Origin of the sequence: Streptomyces californicus, assembly GCF_000717645.1 — a bacterium.
Classification (GTDB): Bacteria; Actinomycetota; Actinomycetes; order Streptomycetales; family Streptomycetaceae; genus Streptomyces; species Streptomyces californicus.
On sequence record NZ_JNZZ01000005.1, the window covers coordinates 158,627 to 174,288 of the forward strand.

General features: G+C 73.0%; 10 protein-coding genes. All 10 read left to right on the top strand.

Features of this window, described 5'->3' with window-relative positions; genetic code table 11:
• Positions 1-8: 8 nt before the first annotated feature.
• The 10 genes from mreD (at position 9) to rpmA (ending at position 15,529) form a co-directional block, all read left to right on the top strand.
• Entirely contained in the window at positions 9-674 is a 666-nt protein-coding gene (gene mreD, locus IF19_RS0108775) for a rod shape-determining protein MreD (RefSeq protein WP_030118914.1), read from the top strand.
• Between the two features lie 96 nt (positions 675-770).
• On the top strand, positions 771-2,993 hold the full coding sequence (gene mrdA / locus IF19_RS0108780; RefSeq protein WP_030118915.1) for a penicillin-binding protein 2: 2,223 nt from the start codon (positions 771-773) through the stop codon (positions 2,991-2,993).
• Positions 2,993-4,186, top strand: coding sequence for a rod shape-determining protein RodA (rodA, locus tag IF19_RS0108785; RefSeq protein ID WP_030118916.1), 1,194 nt, complete (start codon positions 2,993-2,995; stop codon positions 4,184-4,186). Before mrdA ends, rodA begins: the two co-directional genes overlap by 1 nt.
• 30 nt (positions 4,187-4,216) lie before the next feature.
• On the top strand, positions 4,217-5,746 hold the full coding sequence (locus tag IF19_RS0108790; protein WP_030277152.1) for a CYTH and CHAD domain-containing protein: 1,530 nt from the start codon (positions 4,217-4,219) through the stop codon (positions 5,744-5,746).
• A gap of 49 nt (positions 5,747-5,795) precedes the next feature.
• Positions 5,796-7,724 carry a TIGR03960 family B12-binding radical SAM protein gene (locus tag IF19_RS0108795; protein ID WP_030120590.1) on the top strand — a complete coding sequence of 643 codons (1,929 nt, stop codon included), beginning with the start codon at positions 5,796-5,798 and terminating at the stop codon, positions 7,722-7,724.
• A 90-nt stretch (positions 7,725-7,814) separates the two neighbouring features.
• A complete protein-coding gene (locus IF19_RS0108800) occupies positions 7,815-9,029 on the top strand; it encodes a hypothetical protein (protein WP_030118920.1) in 1,215 nt (404 codons plus the stop codon).
• Between the two features lie 122 nt (positions 9,030-9,151).
• Positions 9,152-9,934 carry a TIGR03936 family radical SAM-associated protein gene (locus IF19_RS0108805; RefSeq protein ID WP_030118921.1) on the top strand — a complete coding sequence of 261 codons (783 nt, stop codon included), beginning with the start codon at positions 9,152-9,154 and terminating at the stop codon, positions 9,932-9,934.
• Between the two features lie 227 nt (positions 9,935-10,161).
• The gene (locus IF19_RS0108810; protein ID WP_030277153.1) at positions 10,162-14,457 is read left to right on the top strand and encodes an Rne/Rng family ribonuclease; all 4,296 of its coding nucleotides are present in this window, start codon (positions 10,162-10,164) and stop codon (positions 14,455-14,457) included.
• A gap of 479 nt (positions 14,458-14,936) precedes the next feature.
• Positions 14,937-15,257 carry a 50S ribosomal protein L21 gene (gene rplU / locus IF19_RS0108815; RefSeq protein WP_010062939.1) on the top strand — a complete coding sequence of 107 codons (321 nt, stop codon included), beginning with the start codon at positions 14,937-14,939 and terminating at the stop codon, positions 15,255-15,257.
• A 14-nt stretch (positions 15,258-15,271) separates the two neighbouring features.
• Entirely contained in the window at positions 15,272-15,529 is a 258-nt protein-coding gene (gene rpmA, locus IF19_RS0108820) for a 50S ribosomal protein L27 (protein WP_026291105.1), read from the top strand.
• The last annotated feature ends 133 nt before the right edge of the window (positions 15,530-15,662 follow it).

The following is a 15,662-nucleotide window of genomic DNA, read 5'->3' on the forward strand; positions in this document are numbered from 1 at the left end:
TGATTCCCATGCGTATCAACCGGACTCTGCTCTCCATCGCCCTGGTCGTTGTCGCCCTGGTCATCCAGGTCTCCGTCCTCGCCCGCCTCCAGCTCCCCGGCGCCGTCCCCGACCTGCTGCTCCTCACCGTCCTCGGACTCGCCTTCGTGTACGGGCCGGTCAGCGGCGCCCTCATCGGCTTCGGCGCCGGCCTCCTCGCCGACCTCGCCCCGCCCGCCGACCACGCGGTCGGCCGGTACGCCCTGGTGCTCTGCGTCATCGGCTATCTGGCGGGCCTGGTCCGGCCGGAGAACGGGCAGCTCAAGTCGGCGTTCGCCCCGATGGCCGCGGTCGTCGCCGCCGCGATCGGCTCGACCCTGCTGTACGCGGGCGTGGGCGCGCTCGTCGGCGACACGGCCGCCCGCCATGTGGGCCTGGGCAGCCTGCTGTTCACCGCCGCGATCTACGACCTGCTGCTGGCGCCCTTCACCGTGCCGTTCATCATGGCGCTGGCCAGACGCACCGAGAACGACCCGGTCGCCGAGGCGTCCTCCGGCGGCCACGACGTCGCCGCCGGCTGGCTCGCCTCCGGCACCGGTCTGCGGATCGGCAACCAGCGCGGCGGCCTGCGCATGAAGGCCGCCCGCAACCGCGCCGCCCGCGCGGGCAGGATCAAGGGGGTCAAGCGACTGTGATCCCGTACGCGACCGAGGACGCCGGGGGCGCCGCGTGAGGCTGTACTTCCCGGGGGACCCCCGTACCCCCGGCCGGACCATCAGCGGGGGCACCGCGTGAGCAACATTCCCGAGACCGGGCGGACCCAGCGGGTTCAGATCCGGCTCATCGTCATCCAGGTCCTCGTCTTCTCCCTGCTGCTCACCCTCGGCGGCCGCCTCTGGTACCTCCAGATCCGCAACGGCGACGAGTACACCGCCGAAGCCGCGGGCAACGGCGTGCAGCAGGTCGTCCAGCCCGCCGTGCGCGGCTCGATCCTCGACGCCCGGGGCGTCCCCCTCGCCGACAACGAGACCCGCCTCGTCGTCTCCGCCAGCCGCACCGAACTGCTGAAGATGAAGGACGACGGCGTCGGCGTCCTCACCCGGCTCGCCGACGTCCTGGGCATGAAGGCGAAGGACGTCCAGGACAAGGTCCGCCTCTGCGACGCGAAGACCCCCCAGCCCTGCTGGAACGGATCGCCCTACCAGCCGATCCCGGTCACCGACGAGGCCACCACCCAGCAGGCCCTCCAGATCCGCGAGCGCGCCGAGGACTTCCCCGGCATCACCGCCGAACCCACCGCCGTACGCCGCTACGCCGCACCCGCCAAGGCGAAGACGGCGCAGGTTCTCGGCTATCTCTCGCCCGTCACCGACGAGGAGATCAAGCAGGCCCAGGACGGCCCGTCGCCCTACCTGCGCTCCGACCAGGTCGGCCGCTCCGGCATCGAGCGCACCTACGACAAGGAACTGCGCGGCAAGGCGGGCGTCACCCGCTACGAGGTCGACAACCTCGGCCGCGTCATGGGCGAGGCGGAGAACGACCCGGCGGTGGCCGGCTCCACCCTCGTCACCAGTCTGGACGCCCGGGTGCAGGCGGTCGCCGAGTACGAGCTGGCGCAGGCCATGAAGACCGTCCGGCAGGAGACCGACAAGATCACCGGCCGCAAGTACGAGGCCGACTCCGGCGCCGTCGTCGTCATGGAGTCCAAGACCGGCCGAGTCGTCTCGATGGCCTCCCAGCCCGACTACGACCCGAACGACTGGGTCGGCGGCATCTCCGGCAAGCAGTACGCCAAGCTCACCAGCAAGAAGTCCAACTACCCGCTGCTCAACCGGGGCATCCAGGGCCAGGCCCCGGCCGGCTCGATCTTCAAGGTGGTCTCGGCCAGTGCCGCCGTGCGCGGCGGCCACGCCTTCAACGACCTGTACGAGTGCAGCAGCTCCTACAGCCTCGGCAACCAGACCTTCGCGAACTTCGAGTCCCAGGGCCACGGCCCCATCACGCTCGGGGACGCGCTCAAGTACTCCTGCAACACCGTCTTCTACCGCCTCGGCCACGACGAGTGGGTCAAGGACGGCGGCATAAAGCCCAAGAAGGACGCCAAGAACTGGTTCTACCGCACCGCCCGTGACTTCGGCCTCGGCTCCGAGACCGGCATCGACCTGCCCAACGAGGTCAAGGGTCGCATCCCGGACCGCCAGTGGAAGCAGGACTTCTGGAAGGCCAACAAGGACGCCTGGTGCAAGGAGGGCAAGAAGGGCGGCACCTACGTCCAGCAGATCGCGTACGAGAGCTGCCTCGAAGGCAACCAGCTCAAGGCGTACGACAGCATCAACTACGCGATCGGCCAGGGTGACGTGCTCGTCACGCCCATCCAGATGGCCACCGCCTACGCCGCCATCAGCAACGGCGGCACCCTCCACGAGCCCACCGTCGGCAAGGCCGTGATCAGCCCCGACGGCAAGTCCGTCCGGGAGATCACGCCCAAGGCCGCCGGGAAGCTCCCGGTCAGCGCCCGGACCATCAAGGACCTCGACAAGGGGCTGCGCTCGGTGGTCGAGCCGGGCGGCACCGCCGCCTGGCGGTTCGGCGGCTGGCCGCAGGACAAGATCCCGATGCGCGCCAAGACCGGTACGGCCCAGGTGTACGGCAAGCAGACCACCGCCTGGTTCGCCACCTACACCGACGACTTCACGATCGTCATGACGATCTCCCAGGGCGGCACCGGCTCCGGTGCCGCCGGACCCGCCGTCCGCAAGATCTACGACGCGCTCTACGGCCTCGACGCCGAGGGCAACCAGGACAAGAAGAGGGCCTTGCTGCCGAAGCCCCAGAAGGCGCTGCCGAAGATCCAGAGCGACGGCACCATCTACGCGCCGAAGGTCAAGCCCTACGACCCCGCCCCGATCACGCCCGAGCAGCAGCCGGGGGGCCAGGAGCCCCAACTGCCGCTGCAGCCGGGCGGCCAGCCCGGACTCACCGGATCGCCCGCGTCGACGGGGAGGCAGCCCTGATGGCAGGTGGATTCTCCGTCCCCCGGTACGGCCCCGACCAGGGCTCCTGGGCCAAGCTGACCGCCCGCGACTCCGTCGCGCGGCGGCTGGACTGGCCGCTCCTCGGAGCCGCGCTCGCGCTCTCGTTCATGGGCGGCCTGCTCGTGTGGTCCGCGACCCGCAACCGCGACCACCTCACCCAGGGCGACCCGTACTTCTTCCTCGTCCGGCACGCCCTCAACACCGGCATCGGGCTCGCCCTGATGATCGGCACGATCTGGCTCGGCCACCGCACGCTGCGCGGGGCCGTCCCGATCCTCTACGGCATCTCGGTGCTGCTGGTCCTGGCGGTGCTCACCCCGCTCGGCACCACGGTCAACGGGGCCCACGCCTGGATCAAGCTGCCGGCCGGCTTCTCGATCCAGCCCTCCGAGTTCACCAAGATCACCATCATCCTCGTGATGGCGATGCTGCTGGCCGCCCGGGTCGACGCGGGCGACCAGGACCACCCCGACCACCGCACCGTCGCCAAGGCGCTGGGGCTGGCGGCCGTCCCGATGGCCATCGTCATGCTCATGCCCGACCTGGGCTCGGTGATGGTCATGGCCGTCATCGTCCTCGGCGTCCTGCTGGCCTCCGGCGCCTCCAACCGCTGGGTCTTCGGCCTCCTCGGCGCGGGCGTGGGCGGAGCCGTCGCCATCTGGCAGCTCGGACTGCTCGACGACTACCAGATCGCCCGGTTCGCCGCCTTCGCCAACCCGGCGCTCGACCCGGCCGGCGTCGGCTACAACACCAACCAGGCGCGCATCGCGATCGGCTCCGGCGGCCTCACCGGGACCGGGCTCTTCGAGGGCACGCAGACCACCGGCCAGTTCGTGCCCGAGCAGCAGACCGACTTCGTGTTCACCGTCGCCGGCGAGGAGCTGGGCTTCCTCGGCGCCGGACTGATCATCGTCCTGCTCGGCGTCGTCCTGTGGCGCGCCTGCCGGATCGCCCGCGAGACCACCGAGCTGTACGGCACGGTCGTCGCCGCCGGGATCATCGCCTGGTTCGCCTTCCAGTCCTTCGAGAACATCGGCATGACGCTCGGCATCATGCCGGTCGCCGGGCTCCCGCTGCCCTTCGTCTCCTACGGAGGGTCCTCGATGTTCGCCGTCTGGGTGGCGATCGGCCTGCTCCAGTCGATCAGGGTGCAACGGCCGCTGTCCGCCTGAACCCGGGCGCAGACGGGTAGGTGTCCGTACATGGCGGACACCAAGCGCGAGATCGAGCGGAAGTACGAGGCCACCGACGCCACCCGGCTGCCCGACCTGGGCCGGGTGGCCGGCGTCGACCGGGCCGTGCCACGCGGCCGGACCGAACTGGACGCCGTCTACTGGGACACCCCCGACCTCCGGCTCGCCGCCGGGTCCCTCACCCTGCGCCGCCGCACCGGCGGGGACGACGAGGGCTGGCACGCGAAGTTCCCCGTGGCGGTCGGCGTCCGGGACGAGATCCGCGAACCGCTCTCCGACGCCCTCCCGCCCTCGCTGGCCGCGCTCCTGCGCTCCCGGGTCCGCCACGCGGAGATCGCTCCCGTCGTCCGGCTGCTCTCCTCCCGGGACGTCCACCACCTGCTGGACGCCGACGGCGGGCTCCTGGCCGAGGTCAGCGTCGACACCGTCCTCGCCGAGCGCCTGGCGGGGGAGGGGAGCGGCGCCACCGCCGCCTGGACCGAGATCGAGGTCGAGCTGGCCGACGACGCCGACCCGGCCGTCCTGGACGCCGTCGAGAAGCGCCTCCGCAAGGCCGGGGTCCGCCCCGCCTCCTCCTCGTCGAAGCTGGCGAGGGCGCTGGCGGAGACCACACCCGTACGCGAGGGGACGGGCCGGCGGCAGGACGCGCCGAGGACCGCGGGCGACCACGTCCTCGCCTACGTACGGAAGCAGATCGACGCGATCGTCCGGCTCGACCCCGCCGTGCGCCGCGACCTTCCCGACTCCGTCCACAAGATGCGCGTCGCGACCCGCCGGCTGCGCAGCACCTTCAAGACCCACCGCAAGATCCTCGACCGGGAGACCACCGACCCCCTCGGCGCCGAGCTGAAGTGGCTCGCCGCCGAGCTGGGCCTCGACCGCGACCAGGAAGTCCTGGACGCACGGCTCGGCGCCCGCGTCGACGAACTGCCCGACACCCTCGCCCTCGGCCCCGTGCGCGGCCGGCTCCGTGCCTGGTCGGCCGCCCGCCGCACCGGATCGCGCCGCAGGATCGTCGACGTACTGGACGGGCGGCGCTACCTCGACCTCCTGGACGCCCTCCACGCGCTGAGCGAGGAGCCGCCGCTGCGCCCCGCCGCCTCCCGCAAGCCCGCCAAGGCCCTGCCCCGGGCGGTGCTCAAGGACCACCGGCGCCTCGCGACCCGCGTCGAGCACGCCCTCGCGCTGCCGCCGGGGCCCGAGCGGGACACCGCGATGCACGAGGCCCGCAAGGCCGCCAAACGCGCCCGGTACGCGGGCGAGGCGGCCCGCCCCGCCCTCGGCAAGCCCGCCGAGCGCTTCGCGAAACGGGTCAAGGCGCTCCAGTCCCTCCTCGGCGACCACCAGGACAGCGTCGTCGCCCGCGAAGCGCTGCGCACCCTCGGGATCCAGTCCCACGCGGCGGGCGAGACCGCCTTCACCTGGGGGCTCCTGTACGGCCGGGAGGAGGCCGCGGCCGAGGCGAGGGAGCGCGAACTGCCCGCGGTCTGGGCCCGCGCGGACGCCCCCGGACTGAGGGCGGATCTGAAGCACCGGTGAGCGGGGTACGCTGGATGGTCACCCCTGCCGGCTCACGAAGGTTCGCGAGATGTCTGCCGCATCGGTCTTCCCACAGCTCGAAGCTCTGCTCCCGCATGTGCAGAAGCCCATCCAGTACGTCGGCGGTGAGCTGAACTCCACCGTCAAGGACTGGGACAGCTGTGACGTCCGCTGGACCCTGATGTACCCCGATGCCTACGAGGTCGGGCTCCCCAACCAAGGCGTCATGATCCTCTACGAGGTACTCAACGAGCGCGAGGGCGTCCTCGCGGAGCGCACGTACAGCGTCTGGCCCGACCTCGAAGAGCTGATGCGCGAGCACCACGTGCCCCAGTTCACCGTGGACAGCCACCGCCCCGTCGGCGCGTTCGACGTGTTCGGGCTCAGCTTCTCCACCGAGCTGGGCTACACGAACATGCTCACCGCCCTGGACCTCGCGGGCATCCCGCTGGAGTCCAAGGACCGCACGGTGGACCACCCGATCGTCCTCGCGGGCGGCCACGCCGCGTTCAACCCCGAGCCGATCGCGGACTTCATCGACTGCGCGGTCGTCGGCGACGGCGAGCAGGCCGTCCTGGAGATCACCGAGATCATCCGCGCCTGGAAGGCCGAGGGCCGCCCCGGCGGCCGCGACGAGGTCCTGTTCCGGCTCTCGAAGACCGGCGGCGTTTACGTCCCGCGCTTCTACGACGTCGAGTACCTCCCCGACGGCCGCATCGGCCGCGTCGTGCCCAACCGGTCCGGCGTGCCGTGGCGGGTCTCCAAGCACACGGTGATGGACCTCGACGAGTGGCCCTACCCCAAGCAGCCCCTCGTCCCCCTCGCGGAGACCGTGCACGAGCGGATGTCCGTGGAGATCTTCCGCGGCTGCACCCGCGGCTGCCGTTTCTGCCAGGCCGGCATGATCACGCGCCCCGTGCGGGAGCGAAGCATCACCGGCATCGGCGAAATGGTCGACAAGGGCCTCAAGGCGACCGGCTTCGAGGAGGTCGGCCTGCTCTCGCTCTCCTCCGCCGACCACAGCGAGATCGGTGACATCGCCAAGGGCCTCGCGGACCGCTACACCGACGACAAGATCGGCCTCTCGCTGCCCTCCACCCGCGTCGACGCGTTCAACGTCGACCTGGCCAACGAGCTGACCCGCAACGGCCGCCGCTCCGGTCTCACCTTCGCCCCCGAGGGCGGCTCCGAGCGCATGCGCAAGGTCATCAACAAGATGGTCTCGGAGGAGGACCTGATCCGCACGGTCGCCACCGCCTACGGCAACGGCTGGCGCCAGGTGAAGCTGTACTTCATGTGCGGCCTGCCCACCGAGACCGACGAGGACGTCCTCCAGATCGGCGACATGGCGGTCAACGTCATCGCCAAGGGCCGCGAGGTCTCCGGCCAGAACGACATCCGCTGCACCGTCTCCATCGGCGGGTTCGTGCCCAAGCCGCACACCCCCTTCCAGTGGGCCCCGCAGCTCAGCGCCGAGGACACCGACGCACGGCTCAAGAAGCTCCGGGACAAGATCCGGGGCGACAAGAAGTACGGCCGCTCCATCGGCTTCCGCTACCACGACGGCAAGCCCGGCATCGTCGAGGGCCTGCTCTCGCGCGGCGACCGCCGCGTCGGCTCCGTGATCCGCGCGGTCTACGAGTCCGGCGGCCGCTTCGACGGCTGGCGCGAGCACTTCAGCTACGACCTCTGGATGAACTGCGCCGAGAAGACGCTGCCCGAGTTCGGGGTGGACGTCGACTGGTACACCACCCGCGAGCGCACCTACGAGGAAGTCCTGCCCTGGGACCACCTCGACTCCGGCCTGGACAAGGACTGGCTCTGGGAGGACTGGCAGGACGCGCTCGACGAGACCGAGGTCGAGGACTGCCGCTGGACCCCCTGCTTCGACTGCGGCGTCTGCCCGCAGCTCGACCTGGACATCCAGATCGGCCCGACCGGCAAGAAGCTCCTGCCGCTCAGCGTGGTCAACAAGTAGCGCCCCGCCGCGCCTTCCGCTCGTGGAGGCACGGTGATCATCCGGCCCGGTCCGGCAACCCCGGACCGGGCCGGAGGCGTCACTGAGGGCATGGACTCGGACGCGCACTACGGCAGACACCAGGCGCCCCAGGGCTACGAGCCGGGCGAGAGCATCCTGGCCACGCTGATCAGGATCCCCGTGCGGATCGTCGTCCTGGTGCTCGTCCTGCCCGCCCGACTGCTCTGGGACGCGCTCACCGCGCTGTGGCACGGTGCCGGACGCGTACTGCTCCGCCCGCTCGGCCGGGCGCTGCTGTGGCTGGCCGACACGCTGCTCCTGACCCCGCTGACCTGGCTGTACACCTGGGTCCTCGCGCCCCTGGGCAAAGCCGCGGCCTGGCTGGCCGTCGCTCTGCTGGTGTGGCCGTGGACCGGTCTGTGGCGGTACGTGATCGTCCCCGTCGCCCGCTACGGCGTCGCCGTCCCCGCGGTGTGGCTGTACACCCACGTCCTCACCCCGCTGGGCCGCGGCCTGCGATGGACCGGCACGGCCCTGCTGGCCCCGGCCGCCCGCGCACTCGCCACCGCCCTCGCCCGGCTCTTCACCGTGCTGGTGATCGTGCCGCTGGGCTCCGGGTGGCGGTACGTGCTCGTCCCGGTGGTGCGGTACGGGCTCGTCGTGCCGGTGGTGTGGCTGTACACCGGCGTCCTCACCCCGCTCGGCCGCGGCGCGGCGTGGGTCCTCACCCGGCTGTGGCAGGGGACGGAGTGGCTCCTGGACCAGGTCTGGCGGGGGCTCGCCGCCACCGGGCGCGGAGTCGGCCTCGCCGTCGCGTGGCTGGTGGTGACGCTGGTCGTGGCGCCGCTCTCCTGGACGTACCGCCGCATCCTCGTCCCGGTGGGCCGGGAGATCGGGGACGCGCTCGCCGTCGCGTGGCGGATCGCCGGCTACGTCTCCCGGGCGGTCGGGCGGGCCCTGGCGTGGCTGGTCCTGACCCTGCTCGTCGCCCCGGTCGCCTGGGGGTACCGCACCCTGTGCACCCCGGTCGGCCACTTCCTGCGCGATTCCCTGTGGGTCCCCGCCCGGCGCGCCGCCGCCGAGGCGGGCCGGGCCGCCCGCACGGCCCTCGCGAGCGTCCGGGAAACCGTGCGCCGGGCGCGCCGCGACGCCTGGCGGGCGCTGGGCGGCTCCCCGGCCGCCGCACGGTCCGGGGAACCGAGGGGGGTCCCTGCGCGTACTCTGGGTAGTACAACGACTGTCCCCAGCGCGGCGCAGGCGTCCGAGACCCCGCTGCTCGGCGAGAAAATCGCCGGGCGGGGGTGAGCCGGAGCGGCACCCCGGGGCGACCCGAATTTCGTGGGCGGCGCGCCACCGCGCCCGCCCCGCACCGAGGAGAAGAACCACTGGGCAAGCGACAGCCCGAAGGCCCGCCGCCCGCACCGGCAGTGCAGCGCATCCGACTGCGCTACACCAAGCGCGGCCGCCTCCGGTTCACCAGTCACCGAGACTTCCAACGGGCCTTCGAGCGGGCACTGCGCCGCTCCGAGGTACCGATGGCGTACTCCGCGGGCTTCACCCCGCACCCCAAGGTCTCCTACGCCAACGCCGCACCCACCGGCACGGGCAGCGAGGCCGAGTTCCTGGAGATCGCCCTCACCGAGGCGCGGGACCCCGAGACCCTGCGCGGCCTGCTCGACGCGTCGATGCCGACCGGCCTCGACATCGTCGACGCGGTGGAGGCGCGCACGTCCGGCCTGGCCGAACGGCTCACCGCCTCCGTCTGGGAGATGCGCCTGGACGGCGTCGACCCCGAGGACGTGCGCCCCGCGGTGGCGGCCTTCAACGACGCGGAGACCGTCGAGGTTCAGCGCAAGGCGAAGAACGGCATCCGGACGTTCGACGCCCGCGCCGCCGTCGCGGACCTGCGGGTCGGCGACGGTCCGGACGATAGGCCGGGTGAGCGGCCCTGTGCGATACTGCGCCTGGTTGTGCGGCACGTGACACCCGCCGTGCGACCCGACGACGTCCTGTCCGGCCTCCGAGCTGTGGCCGACCTGGCGCCGCCCGTCCCCGCAGCGGTGACGAGGCTGGCGCAGGGGCTCTTCGACGAGGAGACCGGCACGGTGACCGACCCGCTCGCGCCCGACCGCGAGGCCGCCCCGACCGCACATCCCGCGGTCGCCGGGGCAGCCGTCGCGACGGCGCCGGAAGGTGCAGGTTCCGCGTAGGACGGTCGTCGTGGCGCAGCCCCATGACTCGGGAGCCACCTGGGCCGGGCCGCGCACTGACCCACAAGACTTTCGCCAGGCCGTACGCACACCGCGTACGGAACCGGCGAGCCAGACATCAGCTCCTGTGCGGCGCCCGCGCCCCGGACGGCGGTATCGCACCACTGCGGACCGGCCGGACCGGAATACGACGCGGCGCCCGGGAGCACGACGGGAGAAACGCCCGCATGCCTCAGCCGAACGAACCCGGCACGACCGGGAACAACGAAGAGAACACCCCCGGCGACAAGCTGCCGCCGCGCCGTCGGCGCCGCGCCGCCTCCCGCCCCGCCGGTCCGCCCGGTGGCGCCGCGCCCGCCGCCGAGGACGTCACGCCGGCCATACCGGCTGACGCGTCCGCCGCTCCCGCAGTGGACGACACGCCCGGGGAGACGGCCGCCGAGGCCGCGCCCCCCGCCCGCACCCGCCGCCGCGCCGTGCGCAAGTCCACCGCGCCCGCCGGCGCCCCGCCGCAGGCGGAGACCGCCGAGCCCGGGCCCGCCGCCGAGACCGCCCCGGTCGCCGAGGCTCCCGCGCAGCCCGTCGCCGACGAGGAGCCGGCCGCCCCCGCGCCGCGCGCCCGCCGCCGCGCGGTCCGCAAGGCGACGGCCCCGGCCGGTTCGCCGGAGGCCGCCGAGGTCGTCGAGGCACCGGTGGAGGCCGCCGCCGAGCCCGAGACCGAGCCCGAGGAAGAGGCCGTGGCCGCCGTGGAGACCCCGGAGGAGGCCCCGGCGCCCCGCCGCCGTCGCGCCTCCCGCAAGGCCACCTCGCCGGCAGGCGCCCCGCAGCCCGCCGAGGAGGCCGTCGTCGTGGTCGAGCCCGCCGCCGATGCTCCTGCCGAGGAGCCCGCCGCCGCCGCGGAGCCCGCCGCTCCCCGCGGCCGCACCCGCCGCCGTGCCTCCGCTCCGGCCGGCGCCCCGCAGGCCGCCGCGTCCGTGAGCGAGCCGGAGCAGGTCCGGGCCGCCGAACCCGCCGCCCCGGCCGCCGTCGAGGCCGAGACCGCCGAGGAGGCCCCGGCCCCGCGCGGCCGTCGCCGCGCCTCCCGCAAGGCGTCCGCGCCCGCCGGTTCGCCGCAGCCCGCCGAGGCTGCCGGAGCCGTTGGGTCCGCCGACGTCGCCGACTCCGCCGACGTCGCGGAGGAGCCCGTCGAGTCCGGCGAGAGCCTGCCCGCCGCCGTCGCCGAGGAGCTGGCCGCCGAGACCGACGAGGTCGAGGAGGCGGCCCCGCGCGGACGGCGCCGCCGCCGGGCCACCGCCGCCGCGGGCAGCCCCGAGTTCACCGCGAAGACCGAGGAGCCGACGCGCCGGAGCCGCCGTGCGACGCGCCCCGCCGTCGCCGTCTTCCAGGCCCCGGTCTTCGCCGAGCCCATGTTCCAGACCCCCGAGACGGCCGCCGCCGCGGCTGCCGCCGCCGGCTCCGCCTCCCCGTACGACGAGGCCGACGAGGTCGAGGAGCAGACCGGCTCCGAGCAGAGCGCCGCGCCCGCCGAGGCCGCGCCGCAGGGCGGCTCGCGCCGTCGCCGTCGCCGCCGCGGCGAGTCCGACGCCGCCGAGCAGGCCGCCCCGGTGGGGACGCCCGCGGCCGAGGCCCCCGAGGCCGAGGCGGAGGCGGAGGCCGACGAGCACGACGACGACGCCGACGAGTACGGCGACCGCCCCTCGCGCCGCCGCCGCCGAGGTGGCCGCCGCCGCCGTCGCGGTGAGGCCCACGACACGGACGACGAGAACACCGACGACGCCCCCGCCCGCACCGGCGCCGAGGAGACCCGCGCCGAGGACGAGCAGGACGGCGGCCGGGGCCAGGCGCAGGAGACGGCCGACGAGAGCGACGAGGACGACGACGCCTCGGCCTCCGGTTCGAGCAGCAGCTCCCGCCGTCGCCGCCGTCGCCGCCGCCGCAGCGGTGACGCGGCCGCCGACGCGGACCACGGCACCTCCGACGACCCGGAGCGTACGGTCGTCAAGGTCCGCGAGCCCCGCAAGAAGGAGGAGCGCGAGCCGGGCACCGGCTTCGACGAGGTCCAGTCCATCAAGGGCTCGACCCGGATGGAGGCCAAGAAGCAGCGCCGCCGCGAGGGCCGCGAGCAGGGCCGCCGCCGGGTCCCGATCATCACCGAGGCCGAGTTCCTCGCCCGCCGCGAGGCCGTCGAGCGCGTGATGGTCGTCCGCCAGAACGGCGAGCGCACCCAGATCGGCGTCCTCGAGGACAACGTGCTCGTCGAGCACTACGTCAACAAGGAGCAGTCCACCAGCTACGTCGGCAACGTCTACCTGGGCAAGGTCCAGAACGTGCTGCCGTCCATGGAGGCCGCCTTCGTCGACATCGGCAAGGGCCGCAACGCCGTCCTGTACGCCGGTGAGGTCAACTTCGAGGCGCTCGGCATGGCTCACGGGCCGCGCCGCATCGAGACCGCGCTCAAGTCCGGCCAGTCCGTCCTGGTCCAGGTGACCAAGGATCCGATCGGCCACAAGGGCGCGCGGCTGACCAGCCAGGTCTCGCTGCCCGGCCGCTACCTGGTCTACGTGCCCGAGGGCTCCATGACCGGGATCAGCCGCAAGCTGCCCGACACCGAGCGCTCCCGCCTGAAGACCATCCTCAAGAAGATCGTTCCCGAGGACGCGGGCGTCATCGTGCGCACCGCCGCCGAGGGCGCGAGCGAGGACGAGCTGCGCCGCGACGTCGAGCGCCTCCAGCAGCAGTGGGCGGACATCCAGAAGAAGGCCAAGGGCACCAGCTCCTCGAACGCCCCGACGCTGCTCTACGGCGAGCCGGACATGACCGTCCGGGTGGTCCGCGACATCTTCAACGAGGACTTCTCCAAGGTCATCGTGAGCGGTGACGAGGCGTGGGAGACCATCCACGGATACGTCTCGCACGTCGCGCCCGACCTCACCGAGCGGCTCTCCCGCTGGACCTCCGAGGTCGACGTCTTCGCGACGTACCGCATCGACGAGCAGCTGATGAAGGCGCTGGACCGCAAGGTCTACCTGCCGAGCGGCGGTTCGCTGGTGATCGACAAGACCGAGGCGATGGTCGTCGTCGACGTCAACACCGGCAAGTTCACCGGCCAGGGCGGCAACCTGGAGGAGACCGTCACCAGGAACAACCTGGAGGCGGCCGAGGAGATCGTGCGCCAGCTGCGGCTGCGCGACCTCGGCGGCATCGTCGTCGTCGACTTCATCGACATGGTGCTGGAGTCCAACCGGGACCTGGTCCTGCGGCGGCTCCTGGAGTGCCTGGGCCGTGACCGCACCAAGCACCAGGTGGCCGAGGTCACCTCGCTCGGCCTGGTCCAGATGACCCGCAAGCGGGTGGGCCAGGGCCTGCTGGAGTCCTTCTCCGAGACCTGCGTGCACTGCAACGGGCGCGGTGTCATCGTCCACATGGAGCAGCCGACGTCCCCGGGCGGCGGTGGCGGCGGCAAGAAGTCCAAGAAGCGCCGCGGTGGCGCGGGCCAGGACCACGACCACGGTCACGACCACGGCTCCCAGGACCACGGCTCCCAGGACCACGGCTCCCAGGACCACGGCTCCCAGGACCACGCCTCCGCCGAGACCTCGGAGACCGAGGCCGTGGAGACCGAGGCCGAACTGGCCGCCGAGGTCGCCGCCCCGGTGGCCGTGGAGCCCGCGGTCCGCGAGGACGACGAGTTCTACGGCAGCCCCGCCGAGGCGGAGGCGGCCGCCACGCGCGGCCGTGGCCGCCGCCGCGCCTCGCGCAAGGCGTCGGCTCCGGCCGGCGCCCCGAAGGCCGAGGCCCCTGCCGCCGAACCGACGCCCGAGCCGGTGGTCGAGGCCCCGGCGGCCGAGACCCCGGTCGCGGAGGCCCCCGCCGCCGAGGTTCCGGAGGCGCCGGCCGAGGCCGCGCCCCAGGGCCGTACGCGCCGCCGGGCCACCCGTAAGGCGACCGCCCCGGCGGGTGCGCCGAAGCAGGCCGAGGCGGCGGAGCCGGTACAGCCGGCCGAGCCCGCCGCGGACCCGGTCGCGGTGGAGGACCCGGTCGTGGAGCCGGCCGCCGCGGAGACGCCGGCCGTCGAGGCCCCGGCGGAGCCCGCACCCGAGGCCCCGGTGGCCGCGCCGCCGCGTGCCCGTCGCCGGGTGACGCGCAAGGTCACCGCTCCGGCGGGTTCGCCCACCGGCGGGGACGACGCGGCGGTGGTCGTGGTCGACACGGCGTCCGAGGCGAAGGCCCCGGAGGCGGACGACCGGGCCCCGGAGGGAACCCCGGAGTCCGGAGTGACGGATTCCGAATCCGCGGGGGCCGCACCGGCGAAGAAGACGGCACGCAAGACCGCCGCCAAGAAGGCCCCGGCCAAGAAGGCGGCGGCCAAGAAGACGGCCGCGAAGAAGACGGCCGCCAAGAAGACGACGGCGAAGACCGCGGCGAAGAAGGCGACGAAGAAGACCGTCGCCGCCGAGCAGCAGTCGTCGCCCTCGGTGAACGCCTCCACCGGTTCCCCGGAGGGTGAGGCGTCGGCCGGCTGACGTTCTCCGCCTTCCTCGCGGACGGTCCGCCCCGAGCACCTGGGGGCGGACCGTCCGCGTGTCCGGCCGTGGTGTTCTCGCCGGCCGGGCCCGTCATTCCCGGGGGACGGGAGGCGGGCGCTGGACGCCGTAGGGCCGACGGGGCGCCGTACGGCATGAGCGGCGAGCGCGGCTCCTCCGTGGTCCGCGGCGGAGGCGGAGGCCGGAGGTGGCGGTCCGAGGCATCGGCGTACCACCTCGGCCGCACCCGTGGGTCGGACGGGCCAGGGGCCGGTTTGACCCCCACACCCCCGCCCCGTAACCTTGACCCTCGGTGTGTTTCTTCGACACATCCACCCCTGAGCACATCCCTCCCGGTCGCGATCGGTGTTCGCGCCGTCCACCAGGAGAGGCCGCTCATCCTTCCGGATCGACTCGGGCCCCGGCCCGCGCGGGCGGCTGGCATCAGGGGTTCCGTTCCGAGCGAGAGAGAGATCCGCGTGTACGCCATCGTGCGCAGCGGTGGTCGCCAGCACAAGGTTGCTGTCGGCGACATCGTTGAGGTTGACAAGATTTCCACTGCCAAGGTTGGCGACACGGTCGAGCTCTCGACCCTGCTCGTTGTCGACGGTGACGCGGTCACCAGCGACCCGTGGGTGCTGGACGGCATCAAGGTCACGGCCGAGATCGTGGACCACCACAAGGGCGCGAAGATCGACATCCTTCGCTACAAGAACAAGACCGGCTACCGCCGTCGCCAGGGTCACCGCCAGCAGTACACGGCGATCAAGGTCACCGGTATCCCCACGGCCGCGAAGTAAGGGACTGAGAACACATGGCACACAAGAAGGGCGCATCGTCCACTCGGAACGGGCGCGATTCCAATGCTCAGCGGCTCGGCGTGAAGCGCTTCGGCGGTCAGGCCGTCAACGCCGGTGAGATCCTGGTCCGCCAGCGCGGCACCCACTTCCACCCGGGCACGGGCGTCGGCCGTGGCGGCGACGACACGCTGTTCGCGCTCGCCGCCGGTGCGGTCGAGTTCGGCACGCACCGTGGCCGCAAGGTCGTGAACATCGTTCCGCTCGCCGTCTGAGTTCTTCTCGACGCGCGCCGAACGGCACAGCACCTTCCGAGGGCGGACCGCAGCTTTCCCGGTGAACGGGGAAGCGGGTCCGCCCTCGGCGTGTTACGACAGAGACAATTCCGCTTTTTCCCGCTGTACCTGG